At 70.4% G+C, this 19098-nt stretch carries 15 protein-coding genes; 9 read left to right on the plus strand and 6 right to left on the minus strand.

What is annotated here, in order from left to right; translation table 11 throughout:
- Nucleotides 1–5 precede the first annotated feature (5 nt).
- Both QWL29_RS06955 and QWL29_RS06960 read left to right on the plus strand, forming a co-directional pair.
- Nucleotides 6–1184 (plus strand): DUF444 family protein, encoded by a 1179-nt coding sequence (locus QWL29_RS06955; protein WP_305822156.1) that lies wholly within the window; start codon nt 6–8, stop codon nt 1182–1184.
- 23 nt (nt 1185–1207) lie between these two features.
- Nucleotides 1208–2635 carry a SpoVR family protein gene (locus QWL29_RS06960; protein WP_305822157.1) on the plus strand — a complete coding sequence of 476 codons (1428 nt, stop codon included), beginning with the start codon at nt 1208–1210 and terminating at the stop codon, nt 2633–2635.
- A gap of 12 nt (nt 2636–2647) precedes the next feature.
- Here QWL29_RS06960 and QWL29_RS06965 read toward each other — a convergent pair whose 3' ends face one another.
- Nucleotides 2648–4321: an FAD-binding oxidoreductase gene (locus tag QWL29_RS06965; RefSeq protein ID WP_305822158.1), complete on the minus strand. Its 1674-nt coding sequence runs from the start codon at nt 4319–4321 to the stop codon at nt 2648–2650.
- Nucleotides 4318–5085, minus strand: a complete 768-nt coding sequence (locus tag QWL29_RS06970; protein WP_305822159.1) for an N-acyl amino acid synthase FeeM domain-containing protein — start codon at nt 5083–5085, stop codon at nt 4318–4320. Before QWL29_RS06970 ends, QWL29_RS06965 begins: the two co-directional genes overlap by 4 nt.
- A gap of 404 nt (nt 5086–5489) precedes the next feature.
- Between QWL29_RS06970 and QWL29_RS06975 the strand changes: the two genes are divergently transcribed.
- Complete coding sequence (locus QWL29_RS06975; protein WP_305822160.1) at nt 5490–6770, plus strand: glycosyltransferase family protein; 1281 nt, start codon at nt 5490–5492, stop codon at nt 6768–6770.
- Between the two features lie 7 nt (nt 6771–6777).
- Nucleotides 6778–8007 carry a glycosyltransferase gene (locus QWL29_RS06980; RefSeq protein WP_305822161.1) on the plus strand — a complete coding sequence of 410 codons (1230 nt, stop codon included), beginning with the start codon at nt 6778–6780 and terminating at the stop codon, nt 8005–8007.
- 62 nt (nt 8008–8069) lie between these two features.
- On the opposite strand, the gene QWL29_RS06985 is transcribed toward QWL29_RS06980, so the two are convergent.
- Together QWL29_RS06985 and QWL29_RS06990 are read right to left on the minus strand one after the other, a co-directional pair.
- On the minus strand, nt 8070–9878 hold the full coding sequence (locus QWL29_RS06985; protein WP_305822162.1) for an asparagine synthase-related protein: 1809 nt from the start codon (nt 9876–9878) through the stop codon (nt 8070–8072).
- Nucleotides 9875–11482: an AMP-binding protein gene (locus QWL29_RS06990; protein WP_305822163.1), complete on the minus strand. Its 1608-nt coding sequence runs from the start codon at nt 11480–11482 to the stop codon at nt 9875–9877. Before QWL29_RS06990 ends, QWL29_RS06985 begins: the two co-directional genes overlap by 4 nt.
- Before the next feature lie 225 nt (nt 11483–11707).
- Here QWL29_RS06990 and QWL29_RS06995 point away from each other — a divergent pair, with 225 nt between their 5' ends.
- The 5 genes from QWL29_RS06995 to QWL29_RS07015 all read left to right on the plus strand — a co-directional run bounded on the left by QWL29_RS06995 (nt 11708) and on the right by QWL29_RS07015 (nt 16851).
- Nucleotides 11708–12550 carry a hydrolase 2, exosortase A system-associated gene (locus QWL29_RS06995; protein ID WP_305822164.1) on the plus strand — a complete coding sequence of 281 codons (843 nt, stop codon included), beginning with the start codon at nt 11708–11710 and terminating at the stop codon, nt 12548–12550.
- Entirely contained in the window at nt 12547–13311 is a 765-nt protein-coding gene (locus tag QWL29_RS07000) for an alpha/beta hydrolase family protein (protein ID WP_305822165.1), read from the plus strand. Before QWL29_RS06995 ends, QWL29_RS07000 begins: the two co-directional genes overlap by 4 nt.
- A gap of 87 nt (nt 13312–13398) precedes the next feature.
- Nucleotides 13399–15027 (plus strand): L-aspartate oxidase, encoded by a 1629-nt coding sequence (gene nadB, locus QWL29_RS07005; protein WP_305822166.1) that lies wholly within the window; start codon nt 13399–13401, stop codon nt 15025–15027.
- Between the two features lie 25 nt (nt 15028–15052).
- Entirely contained in the window at nt 15053–15955 is a 903-nt protein-coding gene (locus QWL29_RS07010; protein ID WP_305822167.1) for a DMT family transporter, read from the plus strand.
- A 41-nt stretch (nt 15956–15996) separates the two neighbouring features.
- Complete coding sequence (locus tag QWL29_RS07015; protein ID WP_305822168.1) at nt 15997–16851, plus strand: NAD-dependent protein deacetylase; 855 nt, start codon at nt 15997–15999, stop codon at nt 16849–16851.
- Nucleotides 16852–17052: 201 nt separating this feature from the next.
- Here the strand turns inward: QWL29_RS07015 and nadC are convergent, their stop codons facing one another.
- Together nadC and nadA are read right to left on the minus strand one after the other, a co-directional pair.
- Nucleotides 17053–17919 carry a carboxylating nicotinate-nucleotide diphosphorylase gene (gene nadC / locus QWL29_RS07020; RefSeq protein ID WP_305822169.1) on the minus strand — a complete coding sequence of 289 codons (867 nt, stop codon included), beginning with the start codon at nt 17917–17919 and terminating at the stop codon, nt 17053–17055.
- Complete coding sequence (gene nadA, locus QWL29_RS07025; protein ID WP_305822170.1) at nt 17916–19046, minus strand: quinolinate synthase NadA; 1131 nt, start codon at nt 19044–19046, stop codon at nt 17916–17918. Before nadA ends, nadC begins: the two co-directional genes overlap by 4 nt.
- Nucleotides 19047–19098 lie beyond the last annotated feature (52 nt).

The raw sequence follows: 19098 nt of genomic DNA on the forward strand, positions 1-19098 counted from the left end.
GGACCGTGGCGCTCACCATCAGCACCGAATGGTACGAGCTGTTCTCGCGCGGGGCGCGCGACTGGCTGCGCCACAACGACAAGGTGCGCGAAGCGGTGCGCCAGCACCTGCCCGAGCTGATCGCCGGCCCCGACCTCATCACCGGACCGGAACAGCGCAGCGTGCAGGTGCCGGTGCGCCTGCTCGAACACGCGCGCTTCCGCCTGGCCGAAGGCCGGGTCGAGACCGGCGCCGGCCAGGGCCGCGGCGAACCCGGCGACATCCTGCGCCATGCCGAGGACGATGACGACGGCGACGACGGCAGCGGCGGCAACGAGGACGGCGAAGTGGCGCTGCTGCTCGAGTTCTCGATCGACGAGATCATGGACTGGCTGTGGGAAGACCTGCACCTGCCCGACCTGAAGCCGGCGGCCAGCCCGGCCATTCCCGACACCGAACTGGTGCGCGAAGGCTGGGACCGGCGCGGCGCGCGCTCGCGCCTGGACCGGCGCCGCACCCTGAAGGAAGCGATCAAGCGCCGCGCGGTGCAGGACGATCCGCTGCCCTTCACGAACGAGGACCTGCGCTTTCGCCAGCTGGTCAGCCGGCCACGGCCCGCCACGGCGGCGCTGATCTTCTTCGTCATCGACGTCTCGGCCAGCATGACCCAGCTCGAACGCAAGCTGGCCAAGTCCTTTTTCTTCTTTGCCCTGCAGGGCCTGCGCCGGCGCTACTCCAAGGTGGCGGCGCGCTTCGTCGCCCACACCACGCAGGCCTGGGAGTTCAACGAAGGCGACTTCTTCCAGGTGAGCGGCATCGGCGGCACGATCGCCTCGAGCGGCTTCCGGCTGGTGCTCGACATCATCCGGCGCGAGCGGCTGGCCGGGCAGACCAACCTCTACCTGTTCTACGCTTCCGACGGCGAAAACTTCACCGAAGACCGCGCCGCCACTCACCACAGCCTGAAGGAACTGGCCGGCATGCTCAACTACATGGGCTTCGTCGAGACCCTGCCCGGCGTCACCCGTTCGCTCGATACCGAGATGCGCCGCCTGTTCACCGACCTCGAGGCGCGCGGCCTGGCGGTCGGCGCCAGCATGCTGTCGAATGCCGACGACGTCTGGCGCACCCTGCGCCGTTTCTTTGGCGAGACGATCGAGGCGCGCGGCGCGGACCGGGCCAACCCGCGGCAGGTGCAGGCATGAGTGCGCCCTTGCCCGATGAGCCCATGTCCGGCGATCCCCTGCACGGCGATGCCCTGCACGGCGATGCCCTGCACGGCGACCGCCTGGCCGATTACGCCGCCCGCCTCGAGCAGCTGGCGATCGAGCATGGCCTGGAATTCGACCCCGTGCACTTCGACATGGTGCCGAACCGCTTCATGCTGGAGATCGCGGTCTACGGCTTGCCGGTGCGGATGCGCCACTGGTCGTTCGGAGTGCGCTACATCCACCAGCTGGTGCGCCAGCACATGGGGCATTCGCGCATCTTCGAGGTGATGTTCCCGGGCGACCCCTGCCGCGCCTTCATGCTCGAACATAATTCGCTGGCCGAGAACACCCTGGTCACGGCCCACGTGCTGGGGCATGCCGACTTTGCCAGGAACAACGCGCTGTTCCAGCGCTTCATGGGCATGGCCGGCGGCCACATCCTGGAGCAGAGCGCGGCGCGCGCGCACCGGCTGGAGGCGGCGCTGGCCGAGCATGGCCAGGAGCGGGTCGAGGCCGTGCTCGATGCAGCGCTGGCGCTCGAGGCCCACATCGACATCGGCCAGCCGCTGCACCGGCTGCGCTACCCGGAGTATTTAAAGGCGCCGGCCTCCGGTTCGCCGGACCGCGCCTTCCGCGACCGCTACACCCGCCTGCCGGGCGAGGGCGAGCCGCCCGCACCCGACACGCGGCGCCAGCGCGCACCCCTGCCGCCGCATCCCGAGCACGACCTGCTGTGGTTCATCGCCCAGTACGGCGCCGAACTCGAGGAATGGGAACGCGACATCTTCCTGGCAGTGCGCGAGGAGGCCTATTACTTTCACCCGATCTTCGCCTGCCAGATCATGAACGAGGGCTGGGCCTCGTACTGGCATGCGCGCCTGCTGCGCGAAGCCGGCTTCCTGCCGCACGAACTCTACCTGGCCGCGCTGAAGTCGCACTCGGACGTGGTGCGCCCGTATGCCGGCGGGCAGCAGCTGGCGCTGGCGCTGAACCCCTACCACCTCGGCTTCGCGATGTGGGAGCACATCATCGAACGCGAGGGCCTGGACGCGGCGCGCCGCATCATGCGCGAGGAAGACGATTTCGGCTTCGTCCGCAACTACCTCGACGCGGACCTGGCGCGCGAACTCGATTTGTTCGTGCACGAGACACGCACGGATGGCGAAACACGGATCGCCAACCGCGACATCCACGCCATCCGCGAGGCGATCCTGGCGCCGAAGTACAACAATGGCGCACCCTCGGTGGCGGTCACGCTGCTGAAGCCCGACGGCAGCCTGGAGCTGCGCCACGATTTCCAGCACGACGGGCGCGGGCTCGACCTCCAGCAGGCCGAGCGCGTGATGGAATACGTCGGCCGCATCTGGCGCCGGCCGGTGTCGCTGAACACGGTCGACTTCCGTGGCGTGATGCGTACCCTGTCGGCGCGCAAGACCGGTTTCTGACGAGGCTTGCCGTCAGGGCGTTCCCTGCCGCGCCGCCAAGCCCGGCTCGTACCTCCCGGGCGCCAGGATACCCTGGGGATCGAGCGCCGCCTTCAGCGCCGCCACCGTGCGCCAGTAACTGTCGCCATCCGGGTCCAGCGCCGCCATCGAGTGGTTTCCGGCGCGGTAGGGAATGTAGCCGGCCTCGAGCATCTGCGCGAACACCGCGTCGTGGCAGGCCCGGGCGCGCGCCGTTTCCTCGGGATCGTCGCGGTCGTAGGCCACGGTCAGGACGCCGCCCAGGGTGCGCTCGTTGATCATGCTGAAGGTGGCGAACAAATCGAAGCCGTGGCGCTCGAACTGGGCTTCGGCCAGGGCGTACACCGCCAGCATGTCTTCGCCGCGCAGCGGCAGCACCGGCGACACCCACAGCAGGCCGCAGCCGTCGCGTGCCGGATCGGCGCCTTCCGGAAAGCCTTCCGGCAGCCCGCCGCGCCGGCGCCAGTAAGCGCCGGCCAGGAAGCGCCCGTTCGGCATACCCCGGTTCATCTCGAACAGCGATTCGCCCAGCGCCACATTCGTGCGCAGGCGCCGCCCGGCTCCGGTGTTGCCCAGCAGCCGGCCCGCCAGTGTCCCCCATTTCAAGCTACGCTCGCTGACGAAGCGCGCTTTGCCCCGGGTGCCGCGCAAGGCGCGCTTCACCGCCGCACGCGCCAGCGCCACTTGCGCCCTGCTGCCATACAGGGCGCCGGAGACCGTCCAGGCGCCCAGGCCGGCGCACAGCCGGGTACGCATCTCGGGCGCCAGCCGCGAAGCCGGCGCTGGCGCCCCCTCGCCGCGCGGAAACACCCGCCCGCCCGACAGCACCCGCAAGTCGTTCCCGATATGCAGGATGCTGCGCAAGGTGCCGTCCAGGCGCAGCGGACGCAGGGCGTCGACCACGGCGGCGATGTCGCCATGGGCCGGCACGCTGCACAGGAAATGGTTCACGCAGGCGGCCTGGGGCATCAGCCAGATGCCCAGGCGCGTGACGATGCCCATGTTCGACTGCGTGAACAGGCCGTCGAGGAAGGGCCCGACGCCGTACGGGAACAGATGGGTGGCGCGCGCCTGGCGGTAGTGGCCGAAGCCGGTGTCGAGCAGTTCGCCGCTGGCCAGCACCACCTGCATGCCGGCCACGTGCTGCAGCCGGTTGCCGTAAGGAGAATGGCCGAAGCCGCGCTCCATGATGTTGCCGACGTAGCTGGTATCCGGGCCAGCGCCGGTACAGTCGGCCCACAGCGGGTAGCCGTTGTCGCGCAGGAAGTCCGACAGCTGGCGCTGGGTCACGCCGGGTTCGATGACGGCATACGCCAGTTCGGCGTCGACATGGACGATGCGGTTCATGCGCGACAGATCGAGGATGACCTGGCCGGCGCCGACCGCGCAGGCGTCGCCATAGCCCCAGTTCTTGCCGGTGCTGAGCGGATACACGGCGAGCCGGTGGGCGGCGGCAATGCGGACCAGTTGCGCCACCTCGCCGGCGCCGGCCGGGCGCACTACGGCCAGCGGCCGCACCGGACGCGCCGCCGTGCTGCGCGCATAGCGGTCCAGGGTGGCGTCGTCGGCCAGCAGGTGCGGCGCGCCGGCCACGGCTTCCATCGCGCGCAGGGCGGCGCCGGCATCGGCGGTATCGGCGGCCCCCTGCGGTTCGTTCAGGGCGCTCATGTCCTGTCCTCCCCCTGGCACAGCGCAGCCAGGCGCGCGCTGATCCCGGCTTCTTCGCGCAGCGGGAAGAAATACGGGTAGAAGGAGCGCTCGGCGCCGGCGGCATCGAAGCTGCCGCTCCAGCGGCGGATGCGCTCGCCCATCACGTCCAGCGGCAGGCGCAGCAGCACTGCCGGGGCGCCGACCCGGCTACAGTCGCGTTCGGCTCCGAAGACTGCGAAGCCGAGCATGCGTTGGTAAAAGGCAACGTGGCGCGGGTTGACCTCGATGATGTAGTCGCTGAAGCCACGCAAGCGGTGCGCATATAAATAGGAAATATGGATCAGCGCGGCGAAGACCCGCTTCGACATGCCCTTGTCGATGGCCAGGCGCGAAGGTTCGCACAGGCGCCGCCCGGCCAGGCGCAGCGGCGCCAGGCTGTCGCCGAAGTTCTCGTCGGCCGGCAGGCGGCCGTGCACATCCAGCGCCAGGCTCATGGTACCCACCAGTTCGCCGTCGGTTTCGGCATAGAAGGTGACGCGAGCGCCGTCCTGGCGCGCGGCCGGGTCGAGCGCATAGCCGCGCCAGGCATACATGCGGCGCACCAGGACTCCGGCGGCGTCCTGCCGGCCGGCCGAGCTCGCCAACCGGACATTGAATACCTGGGCACGGCCTGGCTCCGGATCGGGAAGGCCTGGCCCGGGCGGGCGTGGCGCGGCGGACAACGCCGGTTCCGCGGATGGGATGGTTGCAAATGTTGCGATGGGCATGTCATCGACCAGCATGCTGTTTCCTCCTGAGTGGCGTCCCGCCGTTATTGGCGAAAACGGGATAGCTGCCAGTCAGACAAGGTCAGCCGTAGCCAGTTCCCTGACTTTCCTGTGATTCTTTTCTGTCTGAACATAGATCAAGCCCAAGAGAAATTTGCCACAAGCATGGCGCGCATTCCGACAGCCGTTGCGCCCACGGATGACAAGGAGAAGGCCCTTTTTGACAGGTATCAATTGAAAAAAGGGTAGCCAGATGCACGCTTTTCGCAGCCATATAATCGACAGACGGCAAGGGCTGCGCGCCGCGCCACCAGGCCCTTCACTGGAGAATCCGACATGTTGCTCACCTCACGCCGTGAATCGACCCGGCCGCACTTGCTGTCCCTGGCTCACCGGCCCGTGGTGCAACGGGAGCGGGCATGAGCGTGCGCTTCGCCCCTGCCGGCATCCCTGCCGGGGCCGAGCTGCTGGTGCTCGCGCCCTGCCTGCCGCGTCCCGACGGCGATCCCGTCAGCCTGCGCTGGTATCACCTGCTGCATTTCCTGGCGCGCCATTTCCGGGTGCACCTGGGCTGCAGCGCCGACCCGCTGCGCGACGGCGCCCAGTTCAGCCGGGTGCGGGCCCTGTGCCACGAAACCCGTTTCGTGGCGCCGCCCGGCATTGGTCGCCGGATGCGGCTCGGCGCCATGCGGATGGACCCGGCGCTGCAGGCCTGGTCCATGCGCCTGTGCGCGCGGCGGCCGGTCGGCGCCGTGCTGGCATGCGGAGCGCGCATGGGCGCCTGCCTGGCCGTTTTGCCCCCAAGGCTGGTACCCATGGTGGACTTCGTCGAACTCGAGTCCGACCGCGAGCGCCGCCGCGGCGCGGTGCGCTCATGGCCTGGCGCCGTGCTGGGGCGGCGCCTGGCGCAGCGCCTGCTGGCCATCGAGCGCGGCGCCGGCGCGGCCTGCGACCACGCGCTGTTTGCTGCTGCCGCCGACGTCGCGCGCTTTCGGCTGTTCGCGCCGGAATCGGCGCACAAGGCGCAACAGCTCCCCAGCGGCGTCGATCCCGAGCATAATTCGCCGCACATCCTGCAGCGTTCGCCCTACAGGCCTGGCGAACGTGTGCTGCTGCTGGCCGGCCCGCTGCAGGGCGGCGCGGCGGCCGACGCCGCGCACTGGCTGGCCGGCGAAGTGTTCGCGCCGCTGCGCGCGGGCGATTCCAGCCTGTTCCTGTACCTGGTCGACGCCAGTGCGCATGCGCGCCGCCATCCCTCCCTGGGCGCGCTGGCGCGCCAAGCCGGCGTGACGATCGTCGGCGGACACGGCGAACCGTTCGACCTGCGGCCCTGGCTGGCCCACGCCGCCCTGGTGCTGGCGCCGCCCGCCGGCGGCCATGCGGCGGGCATGGCGGTGCTGGCCGCGATGGCGATGCAAAAGCCCGTGCTCGGCCTGCCGCGTTCTCTTTCCGGCCTGGCCTGCCTGCGCCTGCCCGAAGCCCTGGCGGCGGCCGATGCGCCCGGATACCAGGCGCGCATTGCCGCCATCCTGGGCGAATCCGGCACGGGGGACGGCGCCGCAGAGGCCAACGCAGTCGGACGCGCGGCGCGGGCGCGGGTGCTGCGCGAGCACGACTGGAACCTGCGCCTGGCTGGCTTGCCGGCATTGCTGGCGACCAGCTGTTCATCGGATGCGCAGCCGCTGGCCAGTGCCGGCTGAGCATGCCATGGGCAACCGGCCGCCAGACGCCATCGCGCACAGCGCCGCCCTGCCGCTGGTCGCCCACCTGGTCGAGCGGCTCGACTCTGCAGCCCCCAGCCTGCTCGAACTGATCGACCACGCGCCGGCCGGACGCTATCGCCATGCCGTGGTCTGCCTCGGCGGGCACAGCGCCTTTCACGCCGAGCTGCGCGAACGCGGGATCGAAGTCGTGGACGTGGCGCGGCGCGCCGGTCCCGGCTTCTACCTGGCGCTGTACCGCACCCTGCGGGCGCTGGCGCCGGACCTGTTGCATACCCGGAATGCGGGCAACCTGGACGGGCAGCTGGTGGCGGCGCTGGCCGGGGTGCGCTGGCGCGTGCATGGCGAATACCCGCGCGACGGCCGCCGCCAGCCCGGCGCCGAAGCGCGCACCGGCGTGCTTGGCGCAGCGCGCCGGAAAGCGGCGCGGCGCCTGCGGCTGCAACTGCTGCGGCGCGCCTGCTGCCCGCTGGTGAACCACTACATCGCCGCCGGCGCCGAGCAGGAACGCTGGCTGATCGAGGCCATCGGCGCCGCGCCGTCGCGCGTGACGCGGATATTGGCCGGTGTCGACAGCCTGCACTATCACCCGCGCCTGGGCCCGCATACCGCCGTCGGTCCGGCCGGCTTCATGCGCGACGAGGTTTTCGTCATCGGCAGCGTCGGCCGCATGGACGAAGCCGGAGGGCACGCCACCCTGGTCGATGCCTTCCTGCGCCTGATCGCCTCGCCCCATCCGGCGCACCAGCGCCTGCGCCTGCTGATCGCCGGCGACGGCCCCCTGCGCGCCGCCTGCCAGGCCACCCTGAAGCGCGCCGGCGCCGGGGCCCGCGCCTGGCTGCCGGGCGAGCGCGCCGACACCGCCCAGCTGATGCGCTCGATGGACTTGATGGTCTTGCCGGCGCTTTCCGGCGGACCGGGCACGGCATTGCTGGAAGCGATGGCCAGCGGCTTGCCGGTGGTGGCGACCGCCGTCGGCGGCCACCGCGAGCTGGTCCAGCCGGGACTCACCGGCATCCTCGTGCCGCCGCTCTCGCCCGAGATCATGGCGGCGGCGATCGCCGACTATTGCCGGATTCCGGACATGGGCCTGCGCCACGGCGCCCGCGCGCGCGGCCAGGTCATCAACCACCACAGCCTGGCGGCGATGGCGCGCAGCCACTGCGCGATCTACGACGCCCTGGTCCAGGGGGCGGCGGGGCCGGGGCAGCGCTGAGGCGCTACCCCGAACCGCACGAGACACGCCCGGGACAGGTTCAGCAGCGGTTCAGGCCAGGTTCAGGACAGCACCAGCGGCGCCACCGCATCCTGGCGGGTGCCGTGGGCGCAGCCGTCGTGGCGCTGGCGCCCGAACCACTGCTCCAGCATCATCAACTGCCACACGGTGCGGGCATGCAGTTCCGGATCTTCGGGCAGGCGGCGCGACAGCAGCAGGTCGAGGAAGTCGCGGCGCAGGATGCGGCGCCGCGCCAGGTCGTTCAGGCTGTCGCAGGCCAGGGCGCGCAGACGGGCGTCAAGCTGCAGCCAGCGTCCTAGCGGCAGGAGCGGCGCCGCGGCACGATGCCAGGCGCAGCCGGGCGCGAGTTCGCGCAGTGCTTGCCCGAACAGGCGGCGCGGCCCGGGCCCGCTCTTGGCGGCCGGCGCCAGGCGCGCCGACATCGCCACCACGGCGTCGTCGAGATAGGGATGCAGCGGCTCGATGCCGGCAGCGGCGCAGGCGCCGGCAAAGGCCGGCAAGACCCGCCCCGGCAGGTCGAGCTGGAGTTCGAGTTCGACTTGCCGGTTGGCCGCGCTGCGCGCCGGGGCGCCCCACCATAGCGCTTCCTGCAGCGCGGCCGGGGCTTGCGCGTCCACCAGTTCCAGGAAAGCCGGCTCGAACATCGCCGCCAGGCCATCGCCGGACAGCGCGTTGGCGCGGCGCAGGCGCGCCGGCAGCGGCGCCAGCGACAGCTCGATGCGCGCACGCAGGCGCGCCAGCACGCCCGGCACGCGGGCGGCCAGGTTGAACAGCAGCGGCTCGATGGCCAGCTGGCGCAGCGCGCCCGGCAGGCGTTCGTAGCGGCCAGGGCGTGCCAGCTGGCCCAGGCGGCGCCCGCAGCCGAACAACTGGGCCGCGCCCTGCGCACCGGCCAGGCGCAGCGCGCCCTCGGCACGCGCCGCGCGCGCCGCCGCCAGCAGGGTCACCGCCGCCGGATCGCCGCAAGGGGCGTCGCAGGCGGCCGCCAGCAGCGGCACGGCGTCGAGCACGTCGCGCGGGCCGATGACGATGTCGTGGTGCCGGCTACCCAGGCGCCGCGCGGCGCTGCGGGCTGCCTCGAGCGTATCGGGACCGCCCTCGAAGCCCACCGCGACCGTGGTGACCGGCTCGCCGCCGGCGCGCTGCAGCAGGCCGGCCAGGGCCACGCTGGCGGCCCCGCCGCCGAGCAGTACCGCCGTTTGTGGCGCTCCCTCGCCTTCGACCGCGCAGGCCAGGGCATCGAGCAGCGCCGCCTGCGGCCTGGGGTCGATCGCGTGCTCGGTGAACCGCATGCGCCAGTAGCGCAGGCGCTCGGCACGGCCGCTGCGCAGGTGCAGGCATTCGCCGGGCGCCAGGCGGCGCTGGCCGCTGTGCAGGGTGCGCGGACCGGGCAGTGCCTGCAGGTAGAGATAGTCGAAGATGGCTTGCGGATCGATATCGCGCCCGGCGCCGGGGTGGCGCGCCAGCGCTTCGCCGCTGCTGGAGAACAGCAGGGTCCGGCCCACCATCTGGTAATACAGCGGCCGGCTGGCGCAGCGGTCGACCGCCAGCAGGGCCTCGGCGCGGCGCTCGTCGAGCAGCGCAAAGGCGAAGCGGCCCGACAACGCGGCGCAGGCCTTGGCGCCGTGGCTGCGCCAGAGCCGGGCCAGGGTGTCGGGCCGTTCGCCCCAGCAGGCGATCAGGAGGTCGTCCTCGTGGTAGAGGCCAGGGGCGCCGGCCAGGGCGACGGCGCCCAGTCCGTGCGCGGCGCAGCGCACCGGTTCGCCCGCCACGCCACGCAGCGGCGCCGCCATGTCGAGCACCGGCAGCGCGCCCGGTTCGCGCGAAAACCATCCGCACAGGCCGCTCATGACAGGACCTCGGCAAACAGCGGCGCCAGTTCGCCGGCCAGCAGCGCGCGGTCGATCTGGCCGTCGCGGGCGCGCGGCAGCGGGCTGCGGCGCACGTCGACCATGGCCGGCAGCATGTGCTGCGGCAGGCGTTCGCGGCAGGCGCCGAACAGGATGCTGGAATCGAGGCGTGCGCCGGGGCGCGCCGTGGCCAGCACCGCGATCACCTGGCCCAGTACCGGATGGGCGACGCCGACCGCCGCCGCTTCCGCCACCAGGCCGGTGCCGACCACGATCTTCTCGACTTCGCGCGGGCTGACGCGGTAGCCGCCGGTGGTGATGGTCTCGCTGCGCGCATCGACCAGGTACAGGTAGCCGTCCATGTCCTTGCGCGCGGTCGCGCCCGGCCAGCGCCCGCTTTCGCCGAGCGCCAGGCCGGGCAGCGCCGGCAGCTGGCGGAACTCAGTGCTGCTGCGCTGCGGGTCGTTCCAGTAGCCGAGCGTGACCTGCGGCCCGCGCTGCACCAGTTCGCCCGCTTCGCCGGGCGCGCATTCGCGGCCGTCGGCGCGCAGCACCAGCCAGTCGGAATACGGCAGCGCGCGCCCGATCGAGCCGGGACGCTCCGCTAACAGCGCCGGCATCAGGCTGGTCGAGCGGCAGGCGGCGCCGATGTCGTACATCAGGTGGATGCGGGTGCGCGGCAAGGCGCGGCGCAGCGCCTCGATGGCCGCATGGCCCGGGCTGCCGCCGGCGCAGGCCAGGTAGCGCAGGCAGTCGGCGGCGCGGCCGAAGCGCATCTGCGCCAGTGCTTCCAAGGTAGATGGGGAGGCAGAGAGGCCGGTCGCATCGCCGCGTTCCAGCGCCGCTGCGAGGCTGGCGGGATCGGCGTCGGTGTGGGCAGAAGCGTCAAGCAGCGCCGTGGCGCCGGCGGCCAGGGTGGCCAGCAGCGCGTTCAGGCCGTAATCGGTATGCAGGGGCAGCGCCGCCAGAATGCGGTCGCCCGCGCTCATGCCCAGGCAGCGCGCGGTGGAGGCGGCGCCGGCCACCAGGTTGCGCGGCGAATGGGCACTGGCCAGCGGTTCGCTGCTGTCTGGATGGTACAGCAAGGCGCCCAGGGCCGGCATGCCGGGCGCCGCGGTCGTCCCTCCTGACCTGCCGGCGCCGGCCAGCCAGTCGTCCCAGACCAGGGCGCGCGGGCCCGCGCCGCGCTGGTCCAGGCGGCGCGTACCGCCGTGCAGGACCACCACCTGGCGCAGCGCCGGGCAATCGGCCAGCAAGCCGGCCAGCCCCGCCGCTTGCGCCGCGCCGGTCACCAGCACGCGCGCGCCGCTGTGGCGTAGCTGCGCAAGCAGGCGCAGCGGGTCGAGCGCCGGATCGAGCGGAACAACAGCGCAGGCCGCGGCCGAGGCGCCCAGCATGCCGGCCACGCTTTCGGGACAGGCCGGCAGGCACAGTGCGACCCGCTCGTCGCGCCCGGCGCCGCCCCCGGCCAGGGCGCCAGCCACCGCCGCCGCTGCCGCTGCCAGCCCGGCATAACTGATGCGCGCCGCCCCGTGACGCAAGGCGGTAGCGGACGGTGCGCGCGCCGCCACGCGCTCGACCAGTTCATGGATCAATTGGGCCATCTCGTCTCCAATGATGCTGTGCATAAAGATTCATCATTGAGAAAATCTGCACGGGGTTCATTGACCCGTATCAATTGATATTGCAACCGTCGCGCTGTCGGCCATCAAGACGCCACGCCAAAGCGCGTGTCAAATGACATAAATGCATGTTCCTGACATGTTCACCCGGCTACGACACGCACGTCACCGACGCGCCGCGCCGCGCCAGTGCAGGAGAATCAAGCCATGAATGCTCCGCTCTTGACCACGCCGCGCGTGGAGCCCTTCTTCTTCGATGCCGAACCGGGCACGCGCTTCAGCCTGTATCACGCGCCGAATCCCCAGGTGGCGCCGCGCGGGGCGATCCTCTACGTCCATCCCTTCGCCGACGAGCTGACGCGCACGCGGCGCATGGCGGCCCTGCAGTCGCGCGCGTTCGCCGAACTCGGCTTCGCCGTGCTGCAGATCGACTTGTTCGGCTGCGGCGACAGCTGCGGCGAGTTCAGCGCCGGGCGCTGGCACCTGTGGCGCGACGACCTGGTGCTGGCAGCGAACTGGCTGGCCGAGCGCGATACCGGACCGCTCACCTTGTGGGGCCTGCGCCTGGGCGGCCTGCTGGCCCTGGACGTGGCGGCGCAGGTCAGGCCGCGCCGCCTGCTGCTGTGGCAGCCCTGGATGAGCGGGCGCGCCTGCATCAACGGTTTCCTGCGCCTGTCCGAGCAATTGCAGGACCCGGCGCCCGGCGCTCCGCGCAGCACCTCGGCCCTGCGCGCCCAGCTGGCGGTGCACGGCGCCATCGAGGTGGCCGGCTTCGAGGTGGCGGTGCCGCTGGTGAAAGCCATCGACGCCTGCGACGCCGCCCAATTGACCCTGCCGCCCTGCGACATCCACTGGCTGGCCTACGCCGGATCGGCGCCGGCACGCGCCGCCGCCAACGCGGCGCGCATGCAGGGGCGCTGGGCCGCCGGCGGCGCCCAGCTGCATTACTACCAGCTCGACGGCGCGCCCGACTGGAGCGGCGCCGGCCACCTCGATTGCCCCGAGCTGCGCGCCGCCACCGCCAGCCTGTTCGCGGGAGAATCGACATGAAACTCGAACAGCGCGCCCTGCGCTTTGCTTCCGGCCTCAATGCCCTGATCGGCATCGTCGACGTGCCCGAACGGCCGCTGGTGCGCGGCCTGCTGGTGCTGGCCGACAGCCGCCAGTACCGCACCGGCAGCCACCGCCAGTTCACCCTGCTGGCGAGATTGCTGGCCGGGCGCGGCGTGGCCGTGATGCGTTTCGATCGCAGCGGCGCCGGCGACAGCGAGGGCCGCGAGAGCGAGCGTTCCGACGGCAGCGACCTGGCCGCCGCGATGAAAGAATTTTTCATCCACGTGCCCGAAATGAAAGAATCTGTCATCCTCGCCGCCGGCGACGCCACACGCGCGGCCGCGCTGTATGCCTCGGGCGACGCGCGCGTCACCGGCCTGGCGCTGTTCAATCCCGAACTGCCGCCGCCAGAATCCGTTTCGAGCTCCGGCAACGGCGCAGGTGCAAGCGGCGGCGCCCTGCGCTACATCCAGCGCCTGGCGCCAAAGCTGCTGCGGCGCCGGCTGCCGGCCCTGCGCGGCGCGGCGCCCCCGGCCCTGCCGCCCGAACTGGCCAGCGCCTTCGACGCCTACGACGGCCACATCCTGCTGGTGCTGGGGGGCGCCGACCCGGCTTTCGAGCGCACCGCGCGCCTGCTCGAACGGCGCCGCGCGCACTGCCGCCGGGTCGAGATCGCCGGCGCCGACGTCGGCTTCAGCCGCAGCGACTGGCGTGAAGCGGTGGCGGCGGCCAGCACCAGCTGGCTGACCTCGTGGTAATCCGGCAGGCCGCAGCCGCCGCGGGGGCAAGACGGATGGGTGACAAATCGTCTATAGTGGCGCTCTTGTCCAAACAGTAGACTTGCCATGAAATTTGACGTCGCAATCGTCGGCAGCGGTCTGGCCGGCTTGTCGGTGGCTTTGCATCTTGCCGCAACGCGCAAGGTCGCGATCATCTCGAAACGCGCGCTCCTCGACGGCGCCAGCAACTGGGCGCAAGGCGGCATCGCTGCCGTCCTCGATTCCGGCGACAGCCACGACCAGCACATCGCCGACACCCTGGTAGCCGGCGCCGATCTGTGCGACGAAGCGGCCACCCGCTATATCGTCGAACACGGGCGCGAAGCGATCGAATGGCTGATCGAGCAAGGCGTGCCCTTTACCCGCGACCCCTCGGCCGAACTGGGTTTTCACCTGACGCGCGAGGGCGGCCACAGCCAGCGCCGCATCATCCACGCCGCCGACGCCACCGGCCATGCGGTGCAGGTGACCCTCGAACAGAAGGTGCGCGCGCACCCGAACATCGCCCTGTTCGAACACCACTGCGCGATCGACGTCATCACCTCCGACAAGCTGAGCGGCAAAGGCGTCCACGGCGGCACGCCTAGCCTGGTCGGCCAGCCGCGCTGCCACGGCCTGTACGTGCAGGATGAATCGAGCGGCAAGGTCCTGACCTTCGAGGCCGAGCACACGGTGCTGGCCACCGGCGGCGCCGGCAAGGTCTACCTGTACACCACCAATCCGGACACCGCCACCGGCGACGGCATCGCCATGGCCTGGCGCGCCGGCTGCCGCGTGTCGAACATGGAATTCATCCAGTTCCACCCGACCTGTTTGTATCACCCGTATGCGAAATCCTTCCTCATCACCGAGGCGATCCGCGGCGAAGGCGGATTACTGAAACTGCCGCCGGAAGCGGGCGTGGCGGCCGGCACGCGCTTCATGCCGGCCCACGACGATCGCGGCGAACTGGCGCCGCGCGACGTGGTGGCGCGCGCCATCGACTTCGAGATGAAGAAGCGTGGCCTGGACTACGTCCACCTCGACATCAGTCACCAGAGCCCTGAATTCCTGCAGGAGCACTTCCCGACCATCCATGCGCGCTGCTTAGAATTAGGCATCGACATCACGAAGGAGCCGATTCCCGTGGTGCCGGCCGTGCACTTCACCTGCGGCGGCGTGGTGACCGACCTGGCCGGCCGCACCGATATTCCCGGCCTGTACGCGGTCGGCGAGACTGCCTGCACCGGCCTGCACGGCGCGAACCGGCTGGCCAGCAATTCCCTGCTCGAATGCGTGGTCGTGGGCCGCGCCTGCGCCAGCCAGATCGCCGCCGCCCCGCGTGTGGAAAGCCCGGTCTTGCCGCCGTGGGACGAAAGCCGCGTCACCAACGCCGACGAGGAAGTCGTCATCGCGCATAACTGGGACGAGCTGCGCCGCTTCATGTGGAACTACGTCGGCATCGTGCGCACCACCAAGCGCCTGGAACGCGCGCAGCACCGCATCGCCCTGCTCAAGGAAGAGATCGACGAGTACTACCGCAACTTCCGCATCACGCACGACTTGCTGGAACTGCGCAACCTGGTCGACGTCGCCTCGCTGATCGTCAACAGCGCGCTGTCGCGCCGCGAAAGCCGCGGCCTGCACTACTCGCGCGATTATCCCGACACCCTGCCGAAAGCCCTGCCGAGCGTACTCACGCCGCTCAGGCGCTGAGTCTGGGCCAAGCGTCCGGGAACCCATGAACCGCAAGCTCACCGTCTCCACTGCCCTGCTGCTGACCGTGCCGCCGGTGCTCTGGGCCGGCAACGCCATCGTCGGCCGCCTGGTGCGCGACGCCGTGCCGCCGATGACCCTGAACCTGCTGCGCTGGTCGATCGCGCTGCTGGTGCTGCTGCCGCTCGGGCGCGCGGCGTTCAGGCACGGTAGCGGCCTGCTGGTCAACTGGCGCCGCTACGCCCTGCTCGGCCTGTTCGGCATCGGTCTCTACAACTCGCTGCAATACCTCGCCCTGCAAAGCTCGACGCCGATCAACGTGACCCTGGTGGCATCGGGCCTGCCGGTGTGGATGCTGCTGGTCGGGCGCCTGTTCTTCAAGATACCGGTCAAGCCGCGCCAGGTGGGCGGCGCGGTGCTGTCCATCGCCGGCGTGCTGGTGGTGCTGTGCCGCGGCGACGTGGCGCAGCTGGCGGCGCTGCGACTGGTGAGCGGCGATTTGTACATGATCCTGGCGACCATCGCCTGGTCCTTCTACAGCTGGCTGCTGATGCAGCAGCGCGACGTGCCCGGCATCCGGTCCGACTGGGCCGCCTTCCTCCTGATGCAGGTGGTGTATGGGGTGCTGTGGTCGGGCGCGTTCTCCGGCGCCGAGTGGGCAGTCAAGGGTGTCGACGTCGCCTGGAGCTGGCCGGTGGCGGCGGCCCTGCTGTACGTGGCGATCGGCCCAGCCATCATCGCCATGCGCTGCTGGGGCGCGGGTGTGCAGCGCGCCGGGCCGGCGCTGGGCGCCTTCTTCATCAACCTGACGCCGCTGTTCACGGCATTATTGTCGTCCGCCTTTCTGGGCGAGGCGCCGCACCTCTACCATGCGCTGGCCTTCCTGCTCATCGTGGGCGGTATCGCCGTGTCTGCGCGCCAGGGCTGATGCGGGAGTGCTAGGATCGGCGGACAGGAGGAGGCAGCACCATGTCTGAAGGATTTACGATCACCGAGCGGGCCGGGGTGTTTGCGGAAATGCTGGCCGCGTTCCTGGCGCGCCATCCGAATACCCTGGTCCTGACCGGCGCCGGCCTGTCCACCGCCTCGGGCATTCCCGACTACCGCGACCGCGATGGCGTACGCCGCGGGCGCCAGCCGATCCAGGGTCCGGAATTTCGCAAGCTGGCGTCCGTGCAGCGCCGCTACTGGGCGCGCAGCATGGTCGGCTGGCCGACGCTGGCGCAGGCGCGGCCGAACGCGGGCCATGCGGCGCTGGCTGCGCTGGAATACGCGGGCCGCATCGGCCCGGTGCTGACCCAGAACGTCGACGGCCTGCACCAGCAGGCCGGCAGCCGCGCCGTGCTGGAACTGCACGGGAACATCCACACCGTGGTCTGCCTCGATTGCCGCACCTTGACGCCGCGCGCGCTGGTGCAGGACTTGCTGGAAGCGGCGAACCCGCACCTGCTCGGAGCCATGGCCGTGCCGCTGCCGGATGGCGACGCCCAGATCGAGCCGGAATCCCTCGGCGACTTTACCCTGCCCGTGTGCCCGCACTGCGGCGGCACGCTGATGCCGGACGTGGTCTTTTTTGGGGATAACGTGCCGCCTGCGCGCACGGCGCATGCGCTGGCGCTGATGGAGGCGGCCGACGCCTTGCTGGTGGTGGGCTCGTCGCTGATGGTGTTTTCGGGCTTTCGCTTTTGCCGCATGGCGGCGGCAGCAGGCAAGCCGATCGCCGCCGTGAACCTGGGGCGCACGCGTGCGGATGACCTGATCTCGATGAAGATCGAGGATTCGGCGGAGCAGTTATTGCCGCAGGTGGCGCGGCTGCTGGGGTGAGGTTCGTAGGGTGGGCACTTGTGCCCACGCGGTGCATCGATAATGACCGCGCGACGTATGGCCATGGTCCGCAGCCCGCGCGGTCTACGGTTATTGTGCATGACGCGACGGTACGACCGCGTGGGCTCGAGAGCCCGCCCTACCAAACCCAGTGAGCGCACGCATGAGTGACAATGCGCCGTCACCCACGCGGTACCGCGATCACCCGACGATGCGCAGCGAATAATCCGTGGCGCGGATATCCTTCGTCAGGCTGCCGATCGAGATGCGGTCGACGCCGGTTTCGGCGATGGCGCGCACGGTCCCCATGTTGATGCCGCCCGAGGCTTCGAGCAAGGCGCGGCCGGCGTTCACCTTCACCGCTTCACGCATCATGGCCAGGTCGAAGTTGTCGAGCAGGACCGAGGTCACGCCGGCGGCCAGCGCTTCTTCGAGCTGGGCGATGGTCTCGACTTCGATCTGCACGGTGACGCCGGCGTTCAGGGCCGCCGCGTTGTCCAGCGCGCGGGTCACGCCGCCGGCCGCGGCGATGTGGTTTTCCTTGATCAGGATGCCGTCGTACAGCGCCATGCGCTGGTTCTGGCCGCCGCCCACGCGCACCGCGTACTTCTGCGCCTGGCGCAGGCCAGGCAGGGTCTTGCGGGTGTCGAGGATGGCGGCGTTCGTGCCGGCGACCACGTCGACGTAGGTGCGGGTAGCCGTCGCCACGCCGGACAGCAGCTGCATGAAGTTCAGGGCCGCGCGTTCGGCCGTCAGCAGCGAACGCGGCGAGGCCTCGATCGTGCAGACGACCGAGTCGGCCGCCATCATGTCGCCCTCGGCGTACTGCCAGGCGATGTCGGTATCCTGGTCGATGGCCAGCATCACGCCTTCGAACCAGGGCGCGCCGCACAGCACGGCCGCTTCGCGCACGATCACGCGGGCCTGTACACGCGGTTCAAGCGGCACCAGCATGCCGGTCAGGTCGCCCGTGCCCACGTCTTCCAGCAGCGCGGCCAGGATGTTCTGTTCGAAGGCGGCCTGCAGCTTGTCGTCGAAGGCGGCGTGCGGATTACGTAAGGTGGTCATGCGGGTCCCACTCCCGAGAAAAGAGTCGTGTTCTGTTCGAGCGCGCCGACCGGCAGCGCCTTGGCTTTCTTGGCGGCGGCGAAATCGAGCATGCGGTCGATGGCGCGCACGGCTTCGCGGCCGATGTCCGGATCGACGAAGACTTCGTTGGCGCCGGATTCGAGCACGTCGGCCAGGTTCTTCAGGCCGTTCATCGCCATCCACGGGCAGTGCGCGCAGCTCTTGCAGGTGGCGCTGTTGCCGGCGGTCGGGGCCTCGATGAAGCGTTTGCCCGGCGCGGCCATGCGCATCTTGTGCAGGATGCCGTTGTCGGTGGCGACGATGAAGGTGGTCGCCTCCATGGTCACGGCAGCGTTGATCAGCTGGGTGGTCGAGCCGACCACGTCGGCCTGGGCCACCACGTTGGCGGGCGACTCCGGGTGCACCAGCACTTTGGCATGGGGGTGCTCGATCTTCAGCAGATCGAGTTCGATGCCCTTGAATTCGTCGTGCACCAGGCAGGAGCCCTGCCACAGCAGCATGTCGGCGCCGGTCTGTTTCTGGATCCAGGAGCCCAGGTGGCGGTCGGGCGCCCACAGGATTTTCTTGCCCTGCTCGTGCAGGTGCCTGACGATGTCCAGGCCGATCGACGAGGTCACCATCCAGTCGGCGCGTGCCTTGACTGCCGCGCTGGTATTCGCGTACACGACCACGGTGCGGTCAGGATGCTGGTCGCAGAAGGCGGCAAATTCGTCGGCCGGGCAGCCCAGGTCGAGCGAGCAAGTCGCTTCCAGGTCCGGCATCAGGATGGTTTTTTCGGGGCTGAGGATTTTCGCGGTCTCGCCCATGAAGCGCACGCCGGCCACCACCAGGGTCTTGGCCGGATGGTCGCGGCCGAAGCGCGCCATTTCCAGCGAGTCGGAGACGCAGCCGCCGGTTTCCTCGGCCAGGTCTTGCAGCTCGGGGTCGACGTAGTAGTGGGCGACCAAGACCGCCTGCTTTTCCTTCAGCAGGCGCCGGATGCGGTCTTTCAGTTCCGCCTTTTCTTCAGGCGTCGGCATGGCGGGGATCTTGGCCCAGGCGTGCGCGGTGCAGGCGGCGCCGTCTTGCGGGTGGTCGTATTCGAAGGTTTTGATGGGGATGTTCATCGCAGCAGATTCGTCAATGAATACAAAAACGGCGCCGGATTGTGCGGCGCCG

Source organism: Massilia brevitalea (genome assembly GCF_030711405.1).
Classification (GTDB): domain Bacteria; phylum Pseudomonadota; class Gammaproteobacteria; order Burkholderiales; family Burkholderiaceae_D; genus Telluria; species Telluria brevitalea.

Excerpts from the sequence above, each read along its gene's own strand:
- QWL29_RS06960 (WP_305822157.1), top strand. The coding sequence starts at position 1,208 with ATGTCCGGCGATCCCCTGCACGGCGATGCCCTGCACGGCGATGCCCTG.
- QWL29_RS06965 (WP_305822158.1), bottom strand. The coding sequence starts at position 4,321 with ATGAGCGCCCTGAACGAACCGCAGGGGGCCGCCGATACCGCCGATGCC.
- QWL29_RS06970 (WP_305822159.1), bottom strand. The coding sequence starts at position 5,085 with ATGCTGGTCGATGACATGCCCATCGCAACATTTGCAACCATCCCATCC.
- QWL29_RS06975 (WP_305822160.1), top strand. The coding sequence starts at position 5,490 with ATGAGCGTGCGCTTCGCCCCTGCCGGCATCCCTGCCGGGGCCGAGCTG.
- QWL29_RS06980 (WP_305822161.1), top strand. The coding sequence starts at position 6,778 with ATGGGCAACCGGCCGCCAGACGCCATCGCGCACAGCGCCGCCCTGCCG.
- QWL29_RS06985 (WP_305822162.1), bottom strand. The coding sequence starts at position 9,878 with ATGAGCGGCCTGTGCGGATGGTTTTCGCGCGAACCGGGCGCGCTGCCG.
- QWL29_RS06990 (WP_305822163.1), bottom strand. The coding sequence starts at position 11,482 with ATGGCCCAATTGATCCATGAACTGGTCGAGCGCGTGGCGGCGCGCGCA.
- QWL29_RS06995 (WP_305822164.1), top strand. The coding sequence starts at position 11,708 with ATGAATGCTCCGCTCTTGACCACGCCGCGCGTGGAGCCCTTCTTCTTC.
- QWL29_RS07000 (WP_305822165.1), top strand. The coding sequence starts at position 12,547 with ATGAAACTCGAACAGCGCGCCCTGCGCTTTGCTTCCGGCCTCAATGCC.
- nadB (WP_305822166.1), top strand. The coding sequence starts at position 13,399 with ATGAAATTTGACGTCGCAATCGTCGGCAGCGGTCTGGCCGGCTTGTCG.
- QWL29_RS07010 (WP_305822167.1), top strand. The coding sequence starts at position 15,053 with ATGAACCGCAAGCTCACCGTCTCCACTGCCCTGCTGCTGACCGTGCCG.
- QWL29_RS07015 (WP_305822168.1), top strand. The coding sequence starts at position 15,997 with ATGTCTGAAGGATTTACGATCACCGAGCGGGCCGGGGTGTTTGCGGAA.
- nadC (WP_305822169.1), bottom strand. The coding sequence starts at position 17,919 with ATGACCACCTTACGTAATCCGCACGCCGCCTTCGACGACAAGCTGCAG.
- nadA (WP_305822170.1), bottom strand. The coding sequence starts at position 19,046 with ATGAACATCCCCATCAAAACCTTCGAATACGACCACCCGCAAGACGGC.